Origin of the sequence: Pseudomonas sp. EL_65y_Pfl2_R96, from assembly GCF_963970905.1 — a bacterium.
Classification (GTDB): domain Bacteria; phylum Pseudomonadota; class Gammaproteobacteria; order Pseudomonadales; family Pseudomonadaceae; genus Aquipseudomonas.
On the sequence record NZ_CAXAQH010000001.1, the window covers coordinates 321,887 to 347,027 of the forward strand.

The window sequence follows — 25,141 nt, forward strand, 5'->3', positions numbered from 1 at the left end:
ACTCAGCGCTTCCCTTTGCTGCGCAGTAGTTTGTTGGGGATGTGGTACATGTTTCTGACCACCAGAGAAAACGCCTTGACCGCCAGCTTCGGACGCCGAGCGATCGCCTCAAGGGCTTCCTCGGTCATCGTCAGGACATGCCGAAGCGCTTCGGGTGTGATGTTCAGCGGCGGGTAAAACCGCAGAACCGGGTGCGCGGCTTTTTCATTCATGGAATGCCCGGCATGCACACCACGCTTGCCCAACTCCATGCTCATCAGCGCTTCGTAGACCGAACCGCGCAAGCGCAGGCCGGTCATCAGGCCGACACCGGGCACATCCTCGACAATCTGCGGATAACGCTGAGCCAGCCGTTGCAGGCCATGGCGCAGCAAACCGCCATTGATCCGTGATTGCTCGACCAGGTTGTGCTGCTCGATGTAATCGATAGCGGCCAGTGCCGAGGCGCACGCCACCGGATGCCCGCCATTGGTTCGCTGGTCAGGCTCGATCTCGCTCAGCGGGTATTGCGTGGTCAGTCGCCAGCTGTACATCGCGCAGGCAAACGAGGTGTAACCGCCCGTCAGGCCTTTAGAGAGAATCATGATGTCCGGCACGATGTCGTCATACTGCACGGCGAACCACTTGCCACAGCGGCCGAAACCGGTCTGGATTTCGTCGGCCACCAGCAAGGTCTCGGTGGCATCGCACAGGGCGCGGATGTTCGCCATGTAACCCACGGGCGGAACCTGTAAGTGGGCGCCCCCCAGAATCGGCTCGACATACACCGCACGCACACCCTCGCCTACCGCTCTCTGCAAGGCGGCGAAGTCACCGTACGGCACATAAGTCACTTCCGAGGCCGCGGTGCCGTAGCTGCGATGGTGCTGTTTCTGCCCAAGAATGCTCATCGCCGCCAGCGTCTTGCCGTGATAGGAATCACTCATTACCACGATTCCACGCCGGTGCGGCTGCACCTTGAGCACATACCGCATGCTCTGTTCGATGGCTTCGGCACCCGAGACCATAAACTGCACATCCCCCCAATTCCCCGGTACCAGATTCCGAAGGCGCTCGGACAATGCGCCTTGCAGCGGATGCACCCGCCCCTCCGGAATCCAGGCCATCTGGTTCAACTGGGTCTGCACCTGTTCCCGTACCATCGGATTACGATGGCCGACGATGAAGACCCCATAACTGCATGCGCAATCGATAAAGCGCTTGCCCGCATGGTCGGTAACATAGATGCCATCGGCGTCCTTTTCGACGCTGGTTTTACCCAGACGATAGAGCTTGGCCGCCGAGGCACTCCAATGTTGTTGGCAATCATCCAGCAGTTGTTCATGCGATAGGGTTAAGGACATGGCTTAAAGTCTCCTTGAGGATCCGGGATGCGCGCTGGATGTGTTCGGCTCGTGCGGTGATAGGGCAACGCAGAATCAACTCGCGGCCACGGGGTGCACTGACATAGATGCCACGCTGATAAAGCTCCTCGCACAATTCGGCGGGTTTGAGGTCGGCTGGCAGCGGCAGGCTGACCCAGGCACCGCAGGCGACAGCACCGAATGAGGCGAGCGCTTGCGCCAGGATCTGGCCGTTATTGAGACACTCCCTGGGCAAGTCGTGGGCCTGCACGTAATCCAGTGCCGCCATGGCGGCCACGCAGGCCATCGGATTGCCGGCCGTGGTGCTGCCATGTTTCGCCGGGCTGCTGCGACCATAGACTTGATAGGCCATCTGTTCGCTGCAGGTATAGGTGCCTATAGGAATCGCACTGCCGCCCAGTGGGCCGCCCAACACCACAATGTCCGGGGTATTGCGATAACGCTGAAAACCAAACAGCGTGCCCAGGCTCCCCAGACAACTTTGCACGTCGACCGCGATGACCGGCACCGACGCATTGGCCGCCGCGACATACAAGTGATCGAGTAGCACCTGCTCTATCAGGCGCAAGCGACCGTCTCCATCAATCACGGTGCTGGTGTGGCAAACCGCGAAGCAATCGTTCCAGTCCACTTTATCCAGGTCGCGGACATACCTGATCGTCACGAGCTCGAAGCCCAGGAAACGCTGCATCTGCAGATAGTTTTGCGGCGCGCTGAGGCAACGTCCGTAACTCAGCGAGCCATAATCGCCGCCCTGGACAACAACAATGGTGTTGCCCTTGGGCTTGAGGCCTTTGCACAGTTTCAAGGCGCCTTCGAATGCTTCATCGCCGGAGCTGCACACATAAGAGCTGACCAGCGGCTGCGGTAGCAGCTCGGCCAAGCGCCGGCACAAAGCGATCAGAGGGTCGGACATCAGCACTCGATTGGACAGCCCCATGCTTTGCGCCTGAAGGCTGACCGCGTCGATTACCGCCGGCACTTGAAAGCCAAACCCGCCGGCCAGATCGATTATCTGGCGACCGTCACCGTCGATATACGTCTCGTACTGACCTGAAATGATCTGCTTGTTATTGGTCTTCATGAATAGGTCTCAGCGGTAGCTCAGGGCGTTGAAGATACGGCGGCGCTCGTCAACGATGGCCTCACGACCATGCATTACCCGACGGTTGTCGATCATCACCATGTCATGGTCACGCCAGCCGACCGGGTAGGTGTATTGCGCGGAAACCTCGGCAATTTCGTGCAGGAATTCGCCGGGAATGGGCAGCCCGGACGATGTATCGATCACTGGCACTTCATAGTTGAAGGACGGCCCGAGAATACTGTTGGCAAACGCCGGACGCTGACTGAATTCGGAGACCAGAATCGCCGGGGTACTGAAGGCGTAATGAATCGAATCATCAAACGGATTGAAGGAGATCTGTGTCTGCGGATCGTCGCCGATGATCTGCATCAGATCTTCGATCCTGACCGCCGCCGGGTCCGAGAGCGCTGGCGAATAGTGGCAAACCAGCCGACGCCATTTGTCGCCGGCAACGGTGCGGCTGTAGCGAATCGGGTTGTCCTCGAAAAATGTGCGGCAGGCGGATGACAGCTTCGCCAGTACTTTCTCACCGTCGCACAAGGTGGTTTGCGAGCCTGTGCGCGGCGCTTCCTGGCAATAGAACCAGGTGATGTCCGGCCAGAACGGTGAGTTACCATTTTCGCAATGCAGACCGATCGCCTGGCGGCCCGCATCCACCAACTGCGCGGCTCCACCGACCATGACGCGAGCCGGGTCGAGGCTCAGCCGCGAGCTGTTCTGCTTCACATAGGCGCTGAAATCCTCGGCATTGTGGATGCAGTTACGTAACAGGACGACACCGTAATGCCCCAGCAAGTCGTACAGCTCGGCCTTGCCCAGGCTTGCGAAATGGCGCGGCTCAATAATGGATACGTCGGGGCTTTCACAGTGATAGGCAGGTGTGTTCATCAGATGCATTCCCTTGCAGATTGGCGAAAACAGTAGCGATATCGGCGCGTTTTGGACGGCCGGTGACGGTGTAGAGTTGCTCGAGCAATGGATCGTCCTTGGTCAGCAACCACAGGCGGCTCGGGCGCTCGATGTCGGAAAAGCGCCGGGCTGACCAGCTGGCCAGCTCATCGCGATCCGGTGCCGACTCAACACACAACAACGCCACCAGACCATGGGCCTCATCGAAAAACACAGCGGCATCGCGCACACCAGGATATTCGCGGTATTCCAGCTCGACCTGTTCCGGGCTGACGTTGCGGCCATTGGGCAGGCAGATCACATTTTTCTTGCGACCGCGAACATAGAGAAAGCCATCAGCATCCAGCTCCCCCAGATCCCCGGTGTCCATCCAGCCATCGTCGGACATCGAACAGGCGCTCGGGTCTTTGCCCGAGTAGCCGCTGAACAACGAACTGCTCTTGACCTCAATGGTCTGGTCGGCGCCGATGCGCACTTGAACATGCGGCAACGGCCTGCCCACACTGCCCAGACGTTGGTGCTGCAAGGTATTCATACTGACGACCGAGGCGTTCTCGGAGAGCCCGTAACCCTGGAACACCGCAATACCATCCTCGGCGAGGGCATGCAGGATATCGATGCTGACGGCAGCGCCGCCGCACGTGATATGCACCCCCGAATGCAGGTAACGAGACAGGCGCTCACCCTGCGCGCCACCTTCGGTCAATAGCTCGTGAAAGCGATTGAGCATCACCGGTGGTACCGTCAAGGCCGTCGGTTCGACCCGCAGGATCCACTCGATCAAACGCTGCGGTGACGTTCCCGGCTCCCCCAGCAACGCCTCGCCTTCAGGCAGGAAATGCACGATCCCACCGGCCAGCAGCGGTAAATACGCGGCGGTCACTTGTTCCAGCAGCAGGCTCAATGGCACCAGTGACAGGTAGCTGCGATGGGTATCGACCGGCATCCACTGGCGCAGGGAAGTCAACACCGCCCCCACCGCCGCCGTGCTCAGGCGCACGCCCTTGGGCCGACTGGTAGTCCCCGAGGTGTGAATGATTTTGCAGATCCACGCGCTATCGCCGTCCGGTTCTCGCAACAACGGCTGCTCCAGGGCAGGTTCGTCGATACGTCTGAGGCGGCTGTCGGGAAAATCCAGCCTCCACCGCTCAGCCAGCGTCCGCTCACCTGCGGCATCCACCAGAAACCCGTCACAACGCTCGGCAAGGTGCTCGGCCTGGGACTGACTGAACGCCAGCGGTAAAGGCAATGCGGTAATTCCGGCAAACAGGCACGCCAGATCGGCAATCAACCAGTCACTGCTGTTACGCGTCGCAATCCCCAGCACAACGTGATCGCCATGAGCCGGCGTGTCGAAACGCCGCTGCAGTTCTGCCGCCAGATTCAGCGCCCGGGACTCCAGCTCGCCATAGGTCATGACAGCGGCGTGTTCCAGGCCGGTCGGAGCACAATCGATAGCGCAGACCTTCTGACGATTGATCTGTAATGCCAGCCGCAGGTCCGCAATGAAACGACCGCTCATGACTGCGCCCTCGTCGGCAAATTGTTCGGCAACTGGGTGAACAAAGTACCGAGTGTCATAGCGGCGAATCGCGAACGTTTCGGGTCCACGCGGATAAAACCGGTGACGGGTAATTTCGAGTAATAGGTACCCCAGTTCTTGCCACCATCGTCGGCCAGACGCTGAGGGTCGGCCGTGAGTAGTGGTTCGAAATCGATCTGGCAGCTTTCCATCATTTTCCGGACCCGGGGCGTAACGGTGCAGAGCAAATATTGAGCCCCCATGCACCAGGCCAACAACGGAACCATGTTGACCATGATCATTCCGGCCGTCAGATGATGAGAAATCAAACTGCCTATTTCAGCAATAACTGACCGATCAATCATCTTTTCAAAACGCTGGGACAGAATCGTTTCTATCGGTTGCGACAGGTATTGCTCCGAGAAAAGTGTGCGGTCATCCGCAAAAGTTATACCGGCGCAAGAAAGAATCCGTTCCTCACTGTCCTGGGTGACCGCAAAATACTGCGGGCTCGGTTCTACGGATGCCTTATAAGAGCTGCGAAACTTTTCTTTCACAACTTCAGTCGCCTGCATCCATAACGGCGTTTGACTTTCCGTGACGCGTACCAACACTTCGCCCTCCTATCCCTGCTCAGGGTTCTCTGTAAGTGGAACGAGAATATATTGAGGAAATTTCCCACAGACTATTTAAAAAACCAATTGCTTCCACTAATATATAAATAAATAACCTTGTCACAAAACACGACGTAACGTGACACACATGGATTTTCACCGAGATGGACCTTTATGCTTAATAGCAATCTGCTAAGAAAACTGGATATGCAGGACCTTATGGTTTTCGTGGCTGTGTATGAACAAAGAAGCGTCACCGAGGTCTCCGAAACCCTTTGCGTCAGCCAGTCCACGGTGAGCTACTGCTTGAAAAAGCTGCGCACGAGTTTCGACGACGAGCTCTTCATCAATACCCGCAATGGCATGTGGCCAACACACAAAGCCGCCACGATGTACAGCCATGTTCTCAAAATCCTGAAAACCATAAACATATGCCACTCCGGACGACACTCATTCGACCCAGCGCAAAAAGAGATCACTTTCAATATTTGCGCACCTGAATATTTTGAACTTCTTATACTTCCAAATTTATTGAAACGCTTTATCGGCAGTAGTTTTCCGGTCATTGTAAACATCCAGAAATTCCACAGAGACATTCCTAACGAAGAACTTATAGATGGCCGCTTCGATCTGGTCATTTGTTTCGGCCCCAACTTTCATCACAGCGCTAAAAACTTGAAATCACAAGTACTGCTGGAAGATGACCTGGTCTGCGTCGTCGATAAAAACTTCGCGCCTCCAGAGGGTGAGTTCAGCCTGGACACCTTTGTCGCACGCCAGCATATCTTCCCCACCCCATGGACTTCAGACACCAATATGGTGGATGGCTGGCTCAGCAAATGGGACTACACCCGCCAAATTGTCGCACGGGCCAATAGCTACGTTGCGGCACTCAACATGATCCCCGGGACCGATTTCGTTCTCACTCTGCCTCGACGCATCCATATGCTGATCAGTAATGAATCCAGATTCAGCCATTGCAAACCGCCGATGGGTTTACCGAACTTCACACTGGACATGTTGTGGAACGAGAAACCAGGTCAAGACAGCGCCAACAACTGGTTTCGCGAACAAATTGTCAGCGTATGCGCGCAAGACGGCTTTCTGTAATAAGACTTATTAACATATAACTTCAGTTTAGTGATCGACCGCAGCCAAGTGTCCGGGCGTAACTTCAGTGCTTGGCCGGGTGGGATATTCAGCGCCTGGTGGCCTGATACCGATCACTTTCGCGCGGTCCGCGCTGATCCAGATAATCCCTGAACCCCCTCCAGGCCAGAACGCGCTGGGCGATATGGCTGGCGATTTGAACGCGCAGGTCGTGTCACCTACACGTTGTGTCCCACATCTGACAATGAAGTTTCCTACAAAGCATTCTCTTGGCACTATCGTTCCGTTATCCTTTTGTGGATAGGTTGCGCTCAAAACAGAACAGGGAGTTCATCGAGATGGGGCAGATGCTTAACAGCAATTTACTTAGAAAGCTCGATATGCAGGACCTCATGGTGTTCGTCGCCGTGTATGAACAAAGCAGCGTCACCGCCGTCTCCGAAACCCTCGGGGTCAGCCAGTCCACCGTCAGCTACTCGCTGAAAAAGCTGCGCACCGGCTTCAACGATGATTTGTTCATCAACACCCGATCAGGAATGCGTCCGACCTACAAAGCCACCACCATGCACGAGCATGTGCTGAAGATTCTGGAAGGCATCAACTTCTGCCATTCCGGAGCTCAAGCCTTTGATCCGACTCTAAAAGCCGTCACGTTCAACATTTGCGCGTCGGAATACTTCGAACTGCTGGTGCTGCCGCGGCTGTTGAGGAACTTCGACTTCGCCAACCTGCCGGTGATCGTCAATGTGCAAAAACTCGATACCGCCCTGCCCGTCGATGAACTGCGCGATGGCAGTCTCGATCTGGTGATCTGCTTCGGTCCCGACTTTCAACACAGCCACTCTGACTTCAAATCCAGGAGGCTGATCGAAGACGAGCTGATTTACGTCTTCGATAAACGCGCAACCCCGCTGGAATCGCGTCCAGGTTTGCGATCGTTCGTTGAACATCGTCACGCGCCCCCTCCACACAAGACCTTCGACCCCCACAGGGTCGATCACAAACGACAGCTTATCGCGCGATCCAACAGCTACAGGGCAGCCCTCAAGATGATCACCGGCACCGACTTCATCCTGACGCTACCGCGGCGCATTCAAACGCTGCTGGCCAATGAGGCGGTATTCAGTCATTGCGAAGCACCGAATGGCTTGCCAGGATTTACCCTCGACATGCAATGGAGCGAAGCCAGGGATCAGGACAGCGCCAATACCTGGCTTCGCGAGCAAGTGGTCAAAGCCTGTGGTGAACAAGGTTTGCTCTGAACCCAAGACCTGACCTGTCAGAGGCCGATGGCAGTCTTGGTGTAGGACTCTCGATCAATATCCAGAATTTCCGCACACAACTGCACTTCTACGTTGGCCGGCCATTCGCACAAGTCCTGCACCACGGCCAGCAGGCTTTCAGACAACTGCTTTTTGATCTCCGGCGAACGCCCGCTCAACAGCGCCAGCTTGACATGCACAAAAGCGCGCTCGCCCAATGCGGTGCCAACCTTGAAGCTTTCGACCTTCACTGCACGGCTCTTGATATCGAACTCGGCCGCAAACTGACCGGAAGCCATCAGCGCATTGTTGAGTCGCATCAACGCTACATCGGTATTCAGTTCGGGCAAGTTGGCGGTGTATTCCATGTGCAGGTGAGGCATGACGGGACTCCTGAAGATTGGCAGAAAGGTCGTACATATAACACAGCGCCGCCCTGCTCACCGGGACAGCGGAAGGATCGGCCGCTCACTCATGAACGCTTCCAGGCGCGAACGTAACCAGCGTTCAGCTGGATCGCTGTCAACATGGCTGAGCCAGACCATGGACAAATCCAGGGTCGGTGTTTTGAACGGAAACGGTTCCTTGAACAGTTGGCCGGACGCGGCCATCGCCTCGGCCGTGTAATCGGGCAGGCTGGCGATCAGATCGGTGCCGGCGAGCAAGGCCGGCAAAGAACTGTACTGCGGGACGGACAGCACCACGTGGCGAGTACGACCGATCTCCGCCAGCCATTCATCGGCGTAGCCACTGACATTGGCGGTGTGAGACACCAGCACATGCGGCCGCGAGCAATACTCATCAAGCGTCAGGGGCGTCTCGGAGGCATCGGCGCGCAATACGCTGGGCTGGATGTGTCGCAGCAATTTGCGCTTGGCGTTGGCCGGCAAGCCGCGGGTCTGGCTGATACCGACGGTGATATCACCGGACGCCAGCAGATCGGGAATGCGCCAATAGTCGACATGCTGAACCACGAACACCACCTTCGGCGCTTCCTGGCGCAAAGCGCGCAGCAACGGCGGCAACAGGCCGAACTCGACATCATCCGACAGCCCGATGCGAAACGTCATGGTGCTGCTGAGCGGATCGAAATCGTGGGTCAGGCTCAAGGCCACCGACAGCGAATCCAGCGCCGGTGACAGGTGCTGAATAATCTCCTCGGCCCGTGCCGTCGGCTCCATGCGATGGCCAACCCGAATGAACAGCGGATCATTGAACATCGTCCGCAAGCGGTTCAGCGCCGCACTGATGGTCGGCTGACCGAGGAACAGCTTCTCCGCCACCCGTGTGACGTTGCGTTCGAGCATCAAAGTCTCGAACACCACCATCAGGTTGATGTCGGCCTTGCGCAGTTCGTTGCGATTCATCCGTTGCACCCCGGTCCCAAATCTGCCGACAGTTTAGGGAGGTGTCGCAATCGGCGTCTATGCAGCCAGGCAAACGACCTGCTCCATAAAAACCCGGGACACTTATCCCACAGACCGCCCGGTAAAAACGAAGCTGCTCTCACTGAGCAGCTTCACCGCCTGAAGCCTAGATTTCCTTGACCGGGGTCTGATCGTGAGTCCCCTTGATCAAACTGATGGCGTGCACGCAATCAGACTTGTTGACGTAAGCCTCCCCGCTGGCAATCGTTTCATGATTCCCCGCCCGCAAACGCCAGCGCCATTGGCCCTTGCCGGTCTGTGCGGTGCCACGGGTTTGCCTGTAAATCTCAAAATACATTGATCGCTCCTTGCGATGGCTGATTACGACAGGTCAGTGACCTGCAAAACCAGAGTAGATGAGGAATTTCTGAGGCAAAGTCTTTCAATGTCAGGGGATATTTCGGGGAAAAACCCTTGATTGACGAAACGATCAACAAATACGGGGAGTGGTAATTCGAACGACTCGGCGGAGCAACTTTTCCCGTGAATAGACATATCTTTCTTACGTTGTTGTGTAAGCGCCCGACCAACACACCTTGCCAGCAAGGCGAAATGATTTGAATCCAATTCGCTCCTTGTAGAGAATCGCCGTCTTTGCCTCGAAAGGATGCGCGCGATGAAGTTCGAAGGGACTTTCCAGTACATGGGCACTCACGGGATCGTCTTCAACGTCTCGCATATCACCCTTACCGACAGCGAACGCGGACGCCTGCGCGAGCTGCATTTTGGCGAGGCGAAAAGCGCCCACTATGAGGTCAACAGCAAGGTCGTCGAGGTGTACGACAAGATGCAGGCCAAGAGCCTGCCGTGCGTGATGATGATCGGCATCTCCAAGCCGCTGACCCGGCAACAGGGCGATGTCCTCAATGCCCAACGCACCAAGATCGCCAACCTGGCCGCCTCCGCCTTCGGTGGCGCTGCCGGTACTGTGGGCGGTTTAGCCGGACCTGCAGGCAGTGTCGCCGCAGGTACTGTTGTAACGGCGGGTGTGCGCTCGTACGTCAATGACGCTCTGCCCACCTACCATGCTGGCGACGTAATCGTCAGCATCCAGGCGCAAGTCAATGGTGGGATTGGCCCACAGCGCTCTTCCGAATCCCTGATCATCAAGACCTGAGTGGGGCTGCACATGTCCGAAATTACCCAGACGGTCATCGCTGTGGCGCTGGCCTTTCTACTTGATCGGCTTCTTAAGCCGTACCCGCTGCGCAAGTGGCTAGGGGTGACGCTGGTGGTGGCAGGCGCAATCGGCGGCGTTGCACTGAGCCAGACCCAGTTGCTGGGCTTTGACTTGGGATTGATGTCGGTCCTTGCCGTGCCGGTGGGCGCGGGGCTGTTCGTGACCAGGCGGCGGTTTGAGCAGATTGGCTGAAGGGATGTAGGGATTTATCGCGTTAACCAGCAAACTAGCTCATACGATCCTAGATGCGCCCAATCCTCTGATGCTGACCCGTTCAGCCTTATGTTTGGGCCTTCTCCTTCATCGGTGATGCAACAGCATTTCGAGCACTGCGGACAAGTCACTCAGCTTCACTCTTATTTGGTATTGGACGAGGTAGCTGAAAACGAGAACCCGAATTACGCTTCTTGGCGTCGTAGTTGCCGATACAGACTTGAAGAGTCAGGTTTCAGGTTGCATACGAAGCCTCCCAAACTCTATCAAAGCTCAGAAAAGGCTTCGATCACCAAAACCACTGTCGATATAGCTGTCGATATTTTACTGCATTCTGATCGACTGGAGCGAGTGGTGCTCGTGAGCGGAGATGGTGATTTTGTAAGACTCGTGCAAGCTCTTCAAGATAAAGGTATTTGGGTGGACATTGCCGCACATAAGGGTGTGTCACGCGACATCGCAAAAATCTGCAACTCTCTGATCGATCCGCTCATGATCCCGGGAGTGCACTACTCGCCGGATAACACCTATCAATATATTTTTCGAGTCGTTGCCTTTGATTCACGAGAGATGCAGATCGATATCGAGTATCTGGATCGCTCACCGCAATCACTGTCACCTCATGATCCTGCCTGGGTGAGGTCGCGTATTGCAGGGACAAAAGAGATGTATATGTCTCGGCGTTTCAAACCAGGCAATATACTGGCATGGACAGGTGCCAGTGGGCTTGCCGCCTACCATGATATTGACTGAATTCCGTGGCAGCATTCGCCGGATGCTGCTATCGAAGACTGGAGACCGCAATCGATGAAAATCAATGTTTACTCAAAATAAAAAGTCATTGCCGCTTTCATGGTAATGAGCGTTGTAAATTCTTCTGTTTATATTGACTCACTATTGAGTTGCAATATTTAAGCACTTTAAGACTTCTAAATTTTGGCAAGAAGACAATGAATATCCCGATCAAAAGCATAAAGTTGCCCGAAGACTGCCCCGCTGATATCTCTCTATGGCTAGCTCATGTCAGATTCGATCTACCACCAGACAGCAGCTGTTTCTCTGAGCTCTGCGCAGATGAAAAAATGCGCCTTGCGGCTTTCCACCAAACGGCTGATGCCGCTCGCTTTGCATCGACTCGAGCGGCTTTACGAATACTGCTGTCAGAAAAGCTGGGCAAGCCTCCTGGACAAATATCGTTCACAGTGGACGCATACGGGCGGCCGAGCGTGAAAAACATACCTTGCTGCGAAGCGGAGTTCCCCTTTCTCGACTTCAATGTTTCCCACTCAGGTGAGTACGGCCTGATCGCCTTGTCAATGAAACGCCGGGTAGGTGTCGATATACAGCAGCATACTAAGCTCGATTGGCGTGAAGTCGCTGCCGTCACACTGAGCACCGACGAGTCTGCTCATATCGACCAACTAGATGCACCGAATCAATTGGCTACATTTTACGATTACTGGTCGACCAAAGAAGCTTTGCTTAAATGCGTAGGCGTTGGAATTTCGTATGGTATGAAACGTATATCAGTTCACCCGCGCTCACAGCGCAGTGTAAAGTGGTTACATCCTAACAACGGCGTAACACGCTGCTATGCGGCTGCTCCTGTCGACGCCCCGAAAAATTACGCTGCACAGCTTGCATGGTCTATTACCGACCCATGTTAACGTGGCTCGCACGAAAGTCATGGGCGCGCTGTAATGCAATGCCCATGCTCATTGAATACAATCAATCATCTCTCGCAGTCCCCTCCGATGCGTACAGCATGAACTTGGCATTCTATGCTCAGTAGTCGATTGGCTAACTTCATTAGCGCAATTTGTTGGCTATCAGTCGTCGTTGAACAGAAACGCAGGAAAGTATTGCTCCCTTCCTCTGCTTTCACTCCAGACTTTGTCAATAGATCATAAGCTCTTCTAGCGATCGCAGTTCCAGTCTCGATAAGTTCCAATTGATCACCGAACAGATGTTTTATGTGTGGGGCCAGTAAAGCGAAGTGTGTGGAGCCGAGCACAACCGTATCGGCACCCGCCAGTATCATCGGTACCAGATATTTCTGAAGTAACGTAGAGATGTCCGGTGAGTTGATATCGCCCTGTTCGATCAGCTCGACAAGGCCGTGGCCTGCTTGGCAAATAAAACTGCAATGACCGCTATAGTAGGAAAGAAGATCCCGCAGTTTCTCGCTGCGTAGCGTTGCGGCTGTTGCCAGCACTCCAACAATACCGGTAACGGACACCAGCACTGAGGGTTTGATCCCAGGTTCAACTCCCACAATGGGAACCTTCAATTGGTCTCGCAGACTCGCAATTGCGTGTGTGGTAGCAGTATTACAAGCAACAACCAACATCTTCGCGCCCTGCTCCACGAGCCATTTGGCCAACGCCGCGCTACGCTCGCGGATAAACTCGTTTGTCTTCTCGCCATATGGTGCATAGCGCGAGTCCGCCAGATAAATTATCGATTCGTCAGGGAGCCGCCGGCGAAGTGCTTCCAGTACCGAGAGACCTCCCAAACCCGAATCGAATACGCCAATAGGTGCAGAGTTACTGATCATAATATCGAACCAATGATTGTAATTTACTCCGGGGCGCCGGCTCTGATGCAATCACTGCGTATTGTTTGAAAACCGCAAATAATACGCACCGTGAAGAGTCCAATCGGGTATACCCGACTGATTTCTCGTGCTTTGTTTCGCATCAATACTGACCGTGCCGCCGCGCCTAGAGCTGCGTCTACACGCCTGTTTGTGATTGTCCCGCTGGGTTTCCTGTCGTCGCAGGATGCGTGGTCCCTGAATCGCCACGCACCGGGTGTTGGTTTTAGCTCACTTCACCCTTTTGCGGCGTACGCGCTACCCAGCTTTCACGTGCGCCTCGTTTGTAATCGTCGAGCTCGGTCCAGTCTGTTATCCCCTGTGACTTCCAATCTACGCGCTCGTATTCAAGACCGAAGTGATCGAAAAGCATTTCGACCAGCGAGGGATTTGCCCAGCCCATCAGGCCACTTGGACGAGCCGTCGCGCCTGGCGCTTGTGCGTCTTCATACAGGAACACCAGATTACCTGTGCGGCTATGAGAACTTGGAACGATATTGGCAAGCCAACCCTGTATCCGCTTCATCAGGCCAGCGCCACGGGTTCCACCTTGTTGGGTTCGTGTCACGAACGAGTTCACGCGATAGTTTCGTAAGCGTTCGCGCAGATTCCATTGCTCCAACGCGACCCACGTGTCGAGTATGAAGGTGCCCGGAGCGATCCGACTGACTTCGCGCATAATCTCGATATGCTCAATCAAGTGGCTCAAGACGCCGAAGCAAAGGATCGTATCGAATGCGCCGGGCTCGACGCTTTTCAGGTATTCGACTAGATCCCCACAGATCACTTCATAGCTGTCGTTGCTGTGACCGCCTTGCGCCAGATTTTCCTGCGCACTTATCGTGTGATCGGCCCGCACCTCCACTCCGACGACTTTACTCGCGCCATGGGCAAGCGCGGCATGCATGAAGCGTCCGTCGTGACTCGCCAGATCGAGCACTTTTTTGCCCTTGAGCGCGTCCGCGTATCGACTCAGCAGTACTTCGGATCGCCAGTTCAAACGATGCGCGTTCGCGCGGACGTTGCTCGACTCTAAGAAAATTGATTTGGAAAAATCGATGCTTCGTTCACTCAATTGACTCGACATATCTTGACTCGCACAGGATTAAATAAAGTGGCCAAAGCCCAGGTATCTGGCCGCATCTTCTCCCTTGAATGGGCAAGTATTGCGGCCAAGCTAAAGAACGCTGAATTACGCCGTCGCAGGTTCCGTTTTTTTCACGCCGCTCACTCCCAAAGGCACGTCGCCCCTGACGCAAACACGGTGCGCCAGACGCCGCCCCGAACCGTAGTCGTCCACCGCCGTATGCATCGTGCAGCGGTTGTCCCAGACCGCGACGTCGCCCTTGGACCAGTGCCAACGTACGACGAACTCCGGCCTCTGCATGTGTGCATAGAGGAAGTTGAGGAGGTGGGCACTCTCTGAGGAACTGAAGCCGACGATATGCGAGGTCATGAATGGATTGACGAACAGGCACTTGCGACCGGTTTCCGGATGCACACGAACGACGGGGTGTTCGGCGCCGAAGACGTTCGAAAAATCAATGTCGTTACGACCCTTGGTCTGAAACGCACCAGGCCGCTCCGCGTATTGTTTGCTCAACATGTCGTGGACAGCAGTCTGTCCTTCAAGGAATTGCTGCATCGAGCCAGACAAGGTCGAATAGGCCGATTCACAGTCCGCCCACATAGTATCGCCGCCGCTCTCTGGCACTTCTTTTACACAGAGAATGCCCATGGCTGTAGGCCGTTTCGCGATACTCAGATCCGTATGCCAGATAGAAGCCCGACCACTGGCGACATCACCGTCGAAAATGGTGAGCTCCGGCGTCTCTTTAGGCTTGGCCGCGAAAGACGGGAACTCGGTTTCTACCGTACCGAACAGGCGGCCGAATGCGATTTGTGTGTGCGTCGGCAGCGCCGGCTGATCGGTGAACAGCAACACCTTGTACTTCAGCATCGCCTGTCGAACTTCTTCTATATTTGCGCTTTCTACCAGATCGCAAATGTTGCATCCACGAACTTGCGCGCCAATCGTCCCGCTCAGAGGGCGAATATCTAATGTTGCCATTTCATGCACTCCTTGTTGCCTGATTGATACTGCAATCACCAGCATCAGCGGTGGACTCGAACAGGTCCTTCGCGAAGCCGTATAACTCCATGTCGAACTGATTTCTTTCTGTGACGTAGCTCAGACACGACTCGGACAGCGTCACATCCGGACCGTAAGCACCTTCGTTTTGCCGCTCCAGTTGCGGCAAATCCCACATAAAGTCGCGCGCAAAACGATTCATCGATCGATCGAATTGCTCGGTCAGACCGAACGCGGTAAAGCGCTCAACAAGGTTGTACTTGGCCTCGTCCAGATGCCGCTGCGACACACGCTCGCGCACCGAGCCGAACCGGGCACCTGAGATCGCCCGCACCTGATAGTTGTCCAAATCGATGCTGGCATCGCTCTGCAGGAATTGCTCAAGCCCCAGGCGCCGCTGTAACAGGTAGGAGTGCAGATAGTTGCTGCGGTCTTTGAGCGCGTAAAAATAGAAGGAAATCAGTCGTTGAATCGGCTCCCTCAACAACGTCACATGATGGATGTCACGCAGATCGCTATCGAAGCCGTAGACGAAATGGCCCCGCAACATATCGAACCCAGCTTTCTCGCTGGCGCTCAGGTTACGGAACGCATCGATCTTCTCGTTCACCACGCTGCTCTGTTCGTCGCCATAGAATTTCGCGGACTGACTTCCGCAATACAGGTCGTCAAGCATAGTGCCGAACGACGTACCTGCCGTTCGGGGGATGTGGACAAACGCGATCCGGGGATTCGCAAGGCTCATTGCGCCCCCCCAATGGAGACGCTTTCCCATAGTTCCTGCAGCGAGCTCGCTACGCGCTCAGGGCAATCACGCAGTAAGTAGTGCCCGACGCCGGGGTATTCCACGAGTCGGGTCTGGGTCCCAAGGTGGTTCCAGTCCTGGAATCGCTGTTGATAGCTTGGTACCAGTTGATCCTCTGTGCCGACCAGACACCACACTGGAATATGCAGGTTCTCCAGAGCATTGCGCCCCATGTCTGCGACCAGGTGGTTGTAGTAGCCGTCAGCCATCGAGCAGTCGTAGCGGAAGTCGTGCATGAAAAACGCTAATTCGTCTGGCTGCACCGGCAGTGTTGAGCCTACCGATCCCAGGAAATTGATGACCTCCCTGTCGGTACGCAAGTCCTTGGCGCTAATGGCGGTACGCATTAGTGCCCCACCAATGCACAATCCGCGCAAGTCAGCCGAACGTCTTTTCAGTTCGCGCGCCACGCTGATTGCCAATGCCGAGCCATTGCACTGGGCAAATACGATAATCGGCAGCATCGTTTCTTTCAGCAGACCGTCGCAAATCTCGTTCGTCAGACGTGCGACTTCATCGATCATCGCCGCCTCGTTGCCGACGTCGTTGCGCGGAAACTTCACCGCGTACAACGCCAACTTGCGAGGAAGTGCAGCCATCGCACGACCCGTTTCAATGAAGTTGACGGGACCGCCCGCCGAGTTGGCGAAACAGACGACAACGGCTTCGGCTGTCGTCAGGTCCCCGCTCATTGGCACCAGAGTGCGCTGAGCGTCGCTGCTGCGCGAGGCAAGGTGCGCGGCGAGCGTCTCTATCGTCGGAAAATTGTAGATATCCGTTACTTCAAGCGGCGGGCCGTATTTCGCCGCAATACGGATCGCCTTGAACGAATCACCGCCGAGCTCGAAGAAGTCGTCGCGGATGCCTATCGCTGGATTGGCCAGCACCCCACACCAGATATCCGCAAGATGCCGTTCAACATCGGTCGTTGGTTCGACGTATTCCGAACGCGGCGCATCATCTTGGAACTGAGCGAGCAACGCCCGGCGATCCACCTTGCCGCTTTGCAGCTCAGGCAGGTGTGTTGAGAAACGGAAAACCGACGGCACCATGGACGGCGGGAGCTTGGCTTTCAGCTCATCGATAATGTGTTCGCGATCGCCCTCGTTGTGCGGCACGACATAGGCACACAAGAACGCTTCGCGTCCTTCGGGCCGGATGTCGAGCACCGCCGCCTGACGCACGGCCGCAATTTCGAGCAGATTCGATTCGACTTCTCCCAATTCGATCCGCATGCCGCGGATTTTCACCTGATTGTCTTTTCTTCCGTGATACAGCAACACGCCATCCGGACGCATCACGCCGATGTCGCCGGTGCGATACAGACGTCCCTTGTACTTATCCGGAAACGGGCTTTCCACAAACGCTTTGGCTGTCGCCCCTGCCATCCCTACGTAACCGCGTCCAATGCCGACACCGCTGACGACGATTTCTCCTTTCACCCCGAACGGCACGGGTCGCAACTCGTCATCGACGACATAGATGTCAAAGTTGGCGAGTGCCCGGCCTACCGGAACTGGATTGACGATGACGTCATCGGCTGTCATCACGTGGTGTGTGATGTCGTCCGATGCTTCGGTCGGACCATATGCATTGACCGCTTTACTGGTCGGAAACAGCTTGAACCAGCGTCTGAGAAGCGATGCATCCACCGCTTCACCAGTGACCAACAGGAACTGCAGGTCTAACGCGGGTCGTTGTAGCGGCCGCTCCTCCAAGAACTCGATCAGCACCAGCAAGTACGTTGGCACGACTTCCAGCACCGTGATCTGGTCCTGCACAAGACGGCCGATAAAGCCGGCAATGTCGTTGACAACGCGCTCGTCATACACAAACGTTGTGCCACCCTGGGTCAATGCAATAAACATCTGCCAGACCGACACATCGAAACTCATCGAGGCATTCTGCACAACGCGACTCGCGTCGTTCATCTCCAGATCGATTGCCTTGTTCGCAATATTGTTCAGCATGCCGATGTGCTCGACCATCGCGCCTTTCGGTTTGCCGGTCGATCCGGAAGTGAATAGCACGTAACTCAGATCATGGGCGGAAACATGGATATCCGGGTTTTCGTCGCATGCTTGTGCTCCCTCTATCAGATCGCCGTAGGTCGCTGTGCGAACGTCGGTCATCGGTGCCGCGAATGCTGCGACATCCGTGTCCTCGATTAGCAGCGTCGCCTCCGCAATCTGCAACATCTCGCGCACACGCTGCTCCGGTAGTACCGGGTCGATAGGAATGTACGCCGCACCGACCTTCCAAATGGCCAGGATCGTGACGATAAGTCTGTCGCTTCGCGGGATGCGCACGCCAATCAATGCGTCCGTGCCCAGGTTCGGGAAAGACGACAGAAGGCTGTTCGCCAGACGATTCGCTGCACAGTTGAGATCGTCGTAGCTGTAGCTATACTCGTTGAAAACCAGCGCCTGCTTGCTCGGTGTGGCGGCCGCATGATCCTCGACAAGATGCGGGACGAGGAGCCTGCCCAACCGAAGATCGCCCTGTCGCAACGTACGGCTGACTTCCACGCCATCAGTTTCGATATCGTAGGCAGCCAAGGCCGTATCGCCACGACCAAGGGCTGTGCCTACCGGCTCGTCAAGACGATTGGGTATGTTGAGGAGAGCCGTTTCAAACTTATCAGCCATAGTGTGAACATCCTTGATGTGGAATCGCGAAGAGTTGAAAGCTATTTCCAGTCCGAGGCGTGTCCCCGGCTTGGCCGACACCGTGAGGCCGTAATGGGTCTCTTCGGCGTAGCCGTAATCAGTCAGGCCGAGCAGCTCGTTCGAGTCGAGCGACACTTCGGGGTAGTTCTCGACGATCAATACGCTGTCGAACAACGATTGACCGTTTCGAATTGCGCTTTCGCGCTGGATCTGGAGCAGATCGAGGCTGGCATGTTCTTCGCGCTCGATATGAGCGTCGTGAACGCTGCGCAACCAGTCCCGCAGACTCAGGTTAGGGTCGATCGTCAGTCGTGCAGGAACTGTATTGATCAATGGCCCAACGATGGTTTCGACGCCGAGTAGATCAATCGAGCGGCCGGAGACTGTGACGCCGAACACCACGTCTTGTTCGCCGCTGTACTGGCGGAGCAATAGCGCCCATGCGGCCTGAAGCATTGCCGATACCGTGATATGGCAAGCACGGGCAGTGTCAACGAGTCGGCGTGTGTCTTGCTCGTTGAGCTCACGACGCAGTACTGGCGACTCGCCGGCAGGGGATTCAAGCTCGTGCTGTTCAATGCCGAGCGTGGTCCGGCTTGCCAGATTACCCAGCACACCGCGCCAATAGCGTCTGTCTTCGTCCTGCGATCGGCGCTGTCGCCATTCGATGAAGTGGCCGAACGATTGCGCAGCCTGCAGTGTTGGTGCACACCCCGCATGAAGTGACTCGTACGCAGTAAAAACTTCTGCCCAGATCAGTGAAACGCTCCAGCCGTCGAGAATGCCGTGGTGATAGGTCCAGACGAACCGATATCCCTGCGCGCCGCGATCAACGAGCGTCAGGCGGATATGTGAAGCGCATGCGAAATCGAACGGCGTAGACTTATCCGCAGCCAGTATCGCGTCGAACGCAACGACCTGCTGCTGCACATCGAGCTGACGATGATCGACCTCACGCCATGGGCATTCGACATGCGATAGCACCGCCTGCAATGGTTGCTCACGGTCGAACCCGACAAATGCGGTGCGCAACACTGGATGACGATCAATGACCAGCTGCCAGGCTGCCTTGAACAGCTTCGGCTCAAAGGAACCTGCGAAGCTCATAAACACCTGGTTTGTGTAAGCGCTGGCGTGATCGGGCATCAGACTGTGAAACACCATGCCCACCTGCATACCAGTGACCGGGTAGAGGTTTTCGAGCGCTGGGTAACACTCGCGCCAAGCACAAATTTCGTCCGCCGTGACAGATGCAAGGGGAAAGTCGGCCGGCGTCGGACGCCAGCGCGTCGGTAATGTCTTGCAATGGGCCGCTATCTCACACAGTGCATTGACAAACAGCGATGCGAAGGTCTGTATGGTCTGTTGTTCGTATTCTTCGCTCGAGTAATCGATTTCGAACGCCAAGCAGCCATCCTTGACTTCACCGTTCATGCCGAGTCTGTGCTCACGACGGCGTTGCTCACCGATATCATCGCTCGCCACGACATTCAGCACCGAAATGCCAGCCGTTTCGTCGCCGTGGGTATCGATCTGACCGAAGTAGTTAAAGACGATCTCGGCCGGGCTAGCCTCTTCCGCCTCTACCAACGAAGGGTCAGCCACCACGTGTCGCAAGATGCCGTAGCCGAAACCGTGATGGGGTATCGCCCGATACTGCTCTTTGACAGACATGACCGCCGCGGCAACCTGCTCATCCGGCGACCCGTTTCTGCTCGTAAGCGCATTGTTCAGCATCAACACGAGCGGGTAATAGCTGGTGAACCAGCCCACGGTCTGGCTGACGTCAAGCTCATCCGGAGCACCGGCGTATTGACTCAGGGCATAGGTTTCTCGTCCGTGCCCCTCCAGCGCGATCCGTATCGCTTCATGGCCCGTCCAGCGGTATACCGCAAGCAACAGTGCAGTGAGCATCAGTTCATTGATGTGCGTCTGATAGGCGTGATGACTCTCGGTCAGCAGCATCGCGGTTGTCTGCGCGCTCAAACAGGCTACTTCGATCCGTCTAAAGCGGCGCGTGCTGTCGCTCGCCACGCCGTGATCGATAGGTAGCTGCGGCACCGGCTGAGCCAGCGTTTTCAGCCAGTAGTCACGCTCGGCAAGTAGCGCGGGGGCATTGCGCTGCGCCACGATCTCGTTTGCCCACGCCTGGTATGAGTCGGTTTTGTCGTGCAGCGAAATGCTTTCAGTGACTTGCCATTGCGAATAAGCATGACGCAGATCCTCGAGGAGGATGCGCCATGACACACCGTCGACCACAGTGTGATGGCAAATCAGCAACAGACGGGAAGTGCATTGCCCGCCGCGCGTGGCCAGCGCCGCCTTGAATAGCGGCCCGTCTGACAAGTTGATGCAATCACGAGCCTCGCTAAAGAATGCATCGATGTTCTGCGATGAGTTGCCCGAGTGCGCGAAGTTGCGCGTTTCGAGCGAAGCATGTACCTGCAACTCGTCCATCGGAACGAATTCACCGCTCCATTCCCCCTCCCTCGTCTGCAACCGCATGCGCAAAGCATCGTGACGCAGGAACAGCGCGCTTAACCACACCTTGAGGAATGCACAGTCGAGGTCCACCGGAACATCCAGCAGTCGCGATTGGTGATAGTGATTGATCTGCTCCGCGTCGAGCGCAAAGAAGCGCCGGTGGATCGGCAACAATGGCATCGTCTTGACGCTCGCCTGTTGCGAAGGCTTTCTGACCGAGCCGCGAACGTTCGCCGCTAGCCGCTCGATGGTCTGGTGCTGGAACACATCTCGTGCGGACAGTTTCATTCCCTGCTGCCGTGCCCGGGATGCGACCTGAATCGATAAAATCGAATCACCTCCTGCCGCGAAGAAATTGTCGGTGACACCAATCTCTGGCACCCGCAGCACCGATTTCCAGATTTCACACAGCAGGCTTTCAATCTCATTGCGTGCGGCGACCGAAGCACTGTGCTCGGGCCGTACCTCGCCACTGATCGTTTCAAGTTCCTTGCGGTTGAGCTTTCCGGTGATACCTTTCGGTAGGCTGGCGGTGAACACAAACGATGCGGGTACCATATATTCTGGCAAGCGCAGTTTGATCGCCTCCGTCAGCGTCTGTGCCAACAGGGTCGATGCGTGCGAAGCCGTAAGCACCTCACCCTCCATGTGGCCGGACGGCACGACATAAGCGACCAATCTAGTTGGTCCGCCCTCCGCGCTTTGAGCGAGAACGGCGGCTTCACTGACGAGTGGGTGTGCATTCAAAACGCTGGCGATTTCGTCGAGTTCAATTCGATAACCGCGGATCTTGATCTGTTGATCATCACGGCCGAGATATTCGATTTCCCCACTGCGTAGCCAGCGCGCGAGGTCCCCGGTTTTGTATAACGTGCCATTCCTGGCGAACGGATCGGGCAGAAAGCGTTCTTCGCACAGATCTGGGCGATTCAAATACCCGGCGGCGATGCCGCTACCGGCAAGGTAGAGATCGCCCGGCACGCCGATAGGCGCGGGCTGCATATGCTCGTCCAGGACATACGTCCGTACGTTGGCAAACGGTCTGCCAATCGGAATCTTTGTGCCAGGTACCGGAGACGCGTAGGAGTGGCCTGTCGCAAAGACCGTTGCCTCGGTCGGTCCGTACAAGTTCTCAATCGCTGCTGGGCGAAGCCCCGATAACGCATCGTTGGCAAGATCCTTCGGCAACTCCTCACCAGCAACGAACACGTACTTCAGGCAGTGGTTGTTCTGGAAGCGTTCGCTGGCCGACACCTCGGTAACAAACGGACGCAGCATTGATGGCGTGAAGTTCACGTGAGTAACAGCGTGCTGGATCATCTCATCGGCGATCAGGTCGGGCGAGCCTTCGAACTGGGGCGGCAAGATAACCAGAGAGCCCTCGCCGACGAACCAGCCGAACAATTCGGGCACAGATACATCGAAGGCATAGTTGGTTTTCAGCAGATAGCGATCTTCACTTTCCAGCGGATAACGCGCCTGCATTGCGTTAAGCAGATGCGTCACGTTGGCATGAGTGACGACCACTCCTTTCGGCGCCCCCGTAGACCCGGACGTGTACATCACGTAGGCGACAGATTCCGGGGTGGTTTCGGGGGCGAGATGCTCTGTGTGCTGCTCATCTACGACCGGCATCGATTCATCGATGCACAGGACTTTGATCGGCTGCGCCGCGAACTTTTCTTCTCTGATTGTGACCACTGTCAGGACAAACGCTGCTGCACTGTCAGCCAGCATGAATTCGATGCGTTCCGATGGCAGGCGCGTATCGATTGGGACATAGGCAGCACCAGCTTTGAGCACCGCCAGAATTGCCACCAGCATTTCCACTGAACGGTCCAAGCAGATTGCGATCCTGACGTCGCGTCCCTGGATAATGCGGCGTAGTCGTCCGGCTAGTTCGTCGACTCGCCGATTGAGTTCGCAGTACGTCAGCGATTGATTACCGAAGCGGACAGCGATGGCATCAGGTCGCTCCTTGGTCCGCGCTTCGAATAGCTGATGGATGCAGGCAGGAGTCGCTTGCGAAAGCTCCGTGGCGTTCCATACGTTGACGACTTTTTCGAGTTCGCCCTTGGGAACACATGACAGCCGGGACACTAGGGCCTTGGGCGTTGCCACGACTTGCTGCAGCAGGACCTCGTATTGCGCCAACATTCCCTCGATCGTGGTGACATCGAAGAGTGACGTAGCGTATTCGATCGAGCAGACGAGACCGTCGCGCGTATTGGCAATTTCCAGACTCAGATCGTATTTTGCGACGCCGATGTCATGGGTAACCAGACGAAACTCCGTGGGTTCAGTACCCTCTTCGTCCAGCAGTTCGTTGTGAAACTCCAACATCACCTGAAACAACGGGGAATGACTCAGACTGCGTTCCTGGCTCGCCAATTCGACGACCTGACGCAGCGGTAGATCCTTGTGTTCGTAGGCTCCGAGAGTAACGTGCACGACGCGCTGCAACAGTTCGTCGAAACGTTCGGTTGGCACCACCTGCCCACGAATGACCACAGTGTTGACGAAATAGCCGACCGTCGATTCGAACCCGTCACCATCCCGCGTCGCCATCGGCGTGCCTATGGCGAATTCTGTCTGCCGACTATAACGCCACAGCAGCAGTTGCCAAGCGGCCATCAATGTCATGAATAGCGACGCACCCCATTTACCGCCGACGGCCGCAACCTGTTCAGCCAGCTCCGACGACAGAACTTTGGTGAATTTGGCGCCATCGGAGTTGCGCACACGTGGACGCAGGAAATCGGTTGGCAGATCGATGACCTGCGGCAGCGCAGCAAGCTGCGTGGACCAGTAGTGGCGCAACTGCGCCAGCCGCGTCGGGGTCAAGCGCGCGTTATGCCAGCGCGCGAACGCTCCCGGTTCTGCACCTGTTGACGCAAGTTTCAGCGCAAGCCCACTGTCGAGTGAGTTGTACACAGTCTCGATCTCACGTGACACGACGACACGTGACCAAGCATCGAATACAGCGTGATGAACCACAAACTGCACGATGAAGTCGTCAGTGTTCATACGATACAGGCACGCCCGTATTAGAGGACCGCTGGCGAGATCAAAGCTTTTCCGGGCGAAAGCAGCGAGCCTCGCATGAAGCTGTTCCTCGCGCGATGCGCCACCGAGTGCGTCGTCCAGCGATACCACCGACCACTCAAATGTCGCATCGGTGGCCACCACCTGCCTTAAACCCCGCTGATCACGTTCAAGGGTTGTTCGAAGCGCCGCATGGCGTCTGACGACTTGAGAGATTGCTTGATGCATGACGTCGGCATGCAGTGGCTTGTCGGAACGCAGAGCAGTCGACAGATTGTAGGCCATCGAACTTCCTTCAATCTGATCCACCAGCCACAGATCTTCCTGCGCCAATGATGCTGCTACGTTGCTCTCATGATCGTCGACATAGGCATCGTGCCCGCTCTGCGTAGGTTGCTGGCTATCCTCGGCGGCCGTATTCGTCGAAGGGACTGTGCTTTGCCCGTTTTTACGCACAATCAGATCGGCCAGTTCTTTGATGGTTGCGCAACCCAGCACATCCAGCGGCGTGATGACGACCTGGCTGAAACGTCGAGTTTCCCGTACCAGCTCCTGCAGCGGCAAGTCGTCGCCCCAATGTTCGGTCAATGCTTCGTCAATGCCAATGTTGCCTAAATCCAGGGCCTCCGAGAGATGCTCGCGCAACTTCTCCGCAAGCGTTTCCCCGTAAGTGCCGACCACTTGACTCATCATTGTTCCCTCAAAATTCGTCTTTCGTTAGGGTTCGCGCGAAGCGACATTCAGGGTGTTGCGATTGCTTTG

At 56.0% G+C, this 25,141-nt stretch carries 19 protein-coding genes; 6 read left to right on the forward strand and 13 right to left on the reverse strand.

Features of this window, described 5'->3' with window-relative positions; translation table 11 throughout:
- Positions 1 to 2 precede the first annotated feature (2 nt).
- The 5 genes from AACY49_RS01450 to AACY49_RS01470 are packed head-to-tail and all read right to left on the reverse strand — an operon-like array spanning position 3 to position 5,496.
- Positions 3 to 1,343: an aspartate aminotransferase family protein gene (locus AACY49_RS01450; protein ID WP_201059766.1), complete on the reverse strand. Its 1,341-nt coding sequence runs from the start codon at positions 1,341 to 1,343 to the stop codon at positions 3 to 5.
- A complete protein-coding gene (locus AACY49_RS01455) occupies positions 1,321 to 2,448 on the reverse strand; it encodes an aminotransferase class III-fold pyridoxal phosphate-dependent enzyme (RefSeq protein ID WP_123721935.1) in 1,128 nt (375 codons plus the stop codon). Before AACY49_RS01455 ends, AACY49_RS01450 begins: the two co-directional genes overlap by 23 nt.
- Positions 2,449 to 2,457: 9 nt before the next feature.
- Positions 2,458 to 3,339 carry a TauD/TfdA family dioxygenase gene (locus AACY49_RS01460; RefSeq protein ID WP_339521446.1) on the reverse strand — a complete coding sequence of 294 codons (882 nt, stop codon included), beginning with the start codon at positions 3,337 to 3,339 and terminating at the stop codon, positions 2,458 to 2,460.
- Complete coding sequence (locus AACY49_RS01465) at positions 3,314 to 4,882, reverse strand: AMP-binding protein (protein ID WP_339521447.1); 1,569 nt, start codon at positions 4,880 to 4,882, stop codon at positions 3,314 to 3,316. Before AACY49_RS01465 ends, AACY49_RS01460 begins: the two co-directional genes overlap by 26 nt.
- Positions 4,879 to 5,496, reverse strand: coding sequence for a thermostable hemolysin (locus AACY49_RS01470; RefSeq protein ID WP_007898678.1), 618 nt, complete (start codon positions 5,494 to 5,496; stop codon positions 4,879 to 4,881). Before AACY49_RS01470 ends, AACY49_RS01465 begins: the two co-directional genes overlap by 4 nt.
- A 174-nt stretch (positions 5,497 to 5,670) precedes the next feature.
- On the opposite strand from AACY49_RS01470, the gene AACY49_RS01475 reads away from it, so the two are divergent.
- Both AACY49_RS01475 and AACY49_RS01480 read left to right on the forward strand, forming a co-directional pair.
- Complete coding sequence (locus AACY49_RS01475) at positions 5,671 to 6,606, forward strand: LysR family transcriptional regulator (RefSeq protein ID WP_339521448.1); 936 nt, start codon at positions 5,671 to 5,673, stop codon at positions 6,604 to 6,606.
- 347 nt (positions 6,607 to 6,953) lie between these two features.
- Positions 6,954 to 7,868 carry a LysR family transcriptional regulator gene (locus AACY49_RS01480; protein ID WP_223484435.1) on the forward strand — a complete coding sequence of 305 codons (915 nt, stop codon included), beginning with the start codon at positions 6,954 to 6,956 and terminating at the stop codon, positions 7,866 to 7,868.
- Between the two features lie 17 nt (positions 7,869 to 7,885).
- Here AACY49_RS01480 and AACY49_RS01485 read toward each other — a convergent pair whose 3' ends face one another.
- The 3 genes from AACY49_RS01485 to AACY49_RS01495 all read right to left on the reverse strand — a co-directional run bounded on the left by AACY49_RS01485 (position 7,886) and on the right by AACY49_RS01495 (position 9,593).
- Entirely contained in the window at positions 7,886 to 8,251 is a 366-nt protein-coding gene (locus AACY49_RS01485; RefSeq protein ID WP_223484436.1) for a 5-carboxymethyl-2-hydroxymuconate Delta-isomerase, read from the reverse strand.
- 57 nt (positions 8,252 to 8,308) lie between these two features.
- Entirely contained in the window at positions 8,309 to 9,235 is a 927-nt protein-coding gene (locus tag AACY49_RS01490) for a LysR substrate-binding domain-containing protein (protein ID WP_339521449.1), read from the reverse strand.
- A 166-nt stretch (positions 9,236 to 9,401) separates the two neighbouring features.
- Entirely contained in the window at positions 9,402 to 9,593 is a 192-nt protein-coding gene (locus AACY49_RS01495; RefSeq protein WP_074874292.1) for a YegP family protein, read from the reverse strand.
- Positions 9,594 to 9,911: 318 nt separating this feature from the next.
- Here AACY49_RS01495 and AACY49_RS01500 point away from each other — a divergent pair, with 318 nt between their 5' ends.
- The 4 genes from AACY49_RS01500 (at position 9,912) to AACY49_RS01515 (ending at position 12,355) form a co-directional block, all read left to right on the forward strand.
- Positions 9,912 to 10,412: a hypothetical protein gene (locus AACY49_RS01500; protein WP_258697104.1), complete on the forward strand. Its 501-nt coding sequence runs from the start codon at positions 9,912 to 9,914 to the stop codon at positions 10,410 to 10,412.
- Between the two features lie 12 nt (positions 10,413 to 10,424).
- Entirely contained in the window at positions 10,425 to 10,667 is a 243-nt protein-coding gene (locus tag AACY49_RS01505) for a hypothetical protein (RefSeq protein WP_258697105.1), read from the forward strand.
- Positions 10,668 to 10,757: 90 nt separating this feature from the next.
- Positions 10,758 to 11,441: an NYN domain-containing protein gene (locus AACY49_RS01510; RefSeq protein ID WP_339521450.1), complete on the forward strand. Its 684-nt coding sequence runs from the start codon at positions 10,758 to 10,760 to the stop codon at positions 11,439 to 11,441.
- Between the two features lie 197 nt (positions 11,442 to 11,638).
- Positions 11,639 to 12,355: a 4'-phosphopantetheinyl transferase family protein gene (locus tag AACY49_RS01515; protein ID WP_258697107.1), complete on the forward strand. Its 717-nt coding sequence runs from the start codon at positions 11,639 to 11,641 to the stop codon at positions 12,353 to 12,355.
- A 65-nt stretch (positions 12,356 to 12,420) separates the two neighbouring features.
- On the opposite strand, the gene murI is transcribed toward AACY49_RS01515, so the two are convergent.
- The 5 genes from murI to AACY49_RS01540 all read right to left on the reverse strand — a co-directional run bounded on the left by murI (position 12,421) and on the right by AACY49_RS01540 (position 25,069).
- Positions 12,421 to 13,245 (reverse strand): glutamate racemase, encoded by an 825-nt coding sequence (murI, locus tag AACY49_RS01520; RefSeq protein WP_339521451.1) that lies wholly within the window; start codon positions 13,243 to 13,245, stop codon positions 12,421 to 12,423.
- A 265-nt stretch (positions 13,246 to 13,510) separates the two neighbouring features.
- Entirely contained in the window at positions 13,511 to 14,371 is an 861-nt protein-coding gene (locus AACY49_RS01525) for a class I SAM-dependent methyltransferase (RefSeq protein ID WP_339521452.1), read from the reverse strand.
- 105 nt (positions 14,372 to 14,476) lie between these two features.
- Positions 14,477 to 15,355 carry a TauD/TfdA dioxygenase family protein gene (locus AACY49_RS01530; RefSeq protein ID WP_339521453.1) on the reverse strand — a complete coding sequence of 293 codons (879 nt, stop codon included), beginning with the start codon at positions 15,353 to 15,355 and terminating at the stop codon, positions 14,477 to 14,479.
- A 1-nt stretch (position 15,356) separates the two neighbouring features.
- Positions 15,357 to 16,121 carry a sulfotransferase family protein gene (locus tag AACY49_RS01535; protein WP_258697111.1) on the reverse strand — a complete coding sequence of 255 codons (765 nt, stop codon included), beginning with the start codon at positions 16,119 to 16,121 and terminating at the stop codon, positions 15,357 to 15,359.
- Entirely contained in the window at positions 16,118 to 25,069 is an 8,952-nt protein-coding gene (locus tag AACY49_RS01540; RefSeq protein WP_339521454.1) for an amino acid adenylation domain-containing protein, read from the reverse strand. Before AACY49_RS01540 ends, AACY49_RS01535 begins: the two co-directional genes overlap by 4 nt.
- Positions 25,070 to 25,141 lie beyond the last annotated feature (72 nt).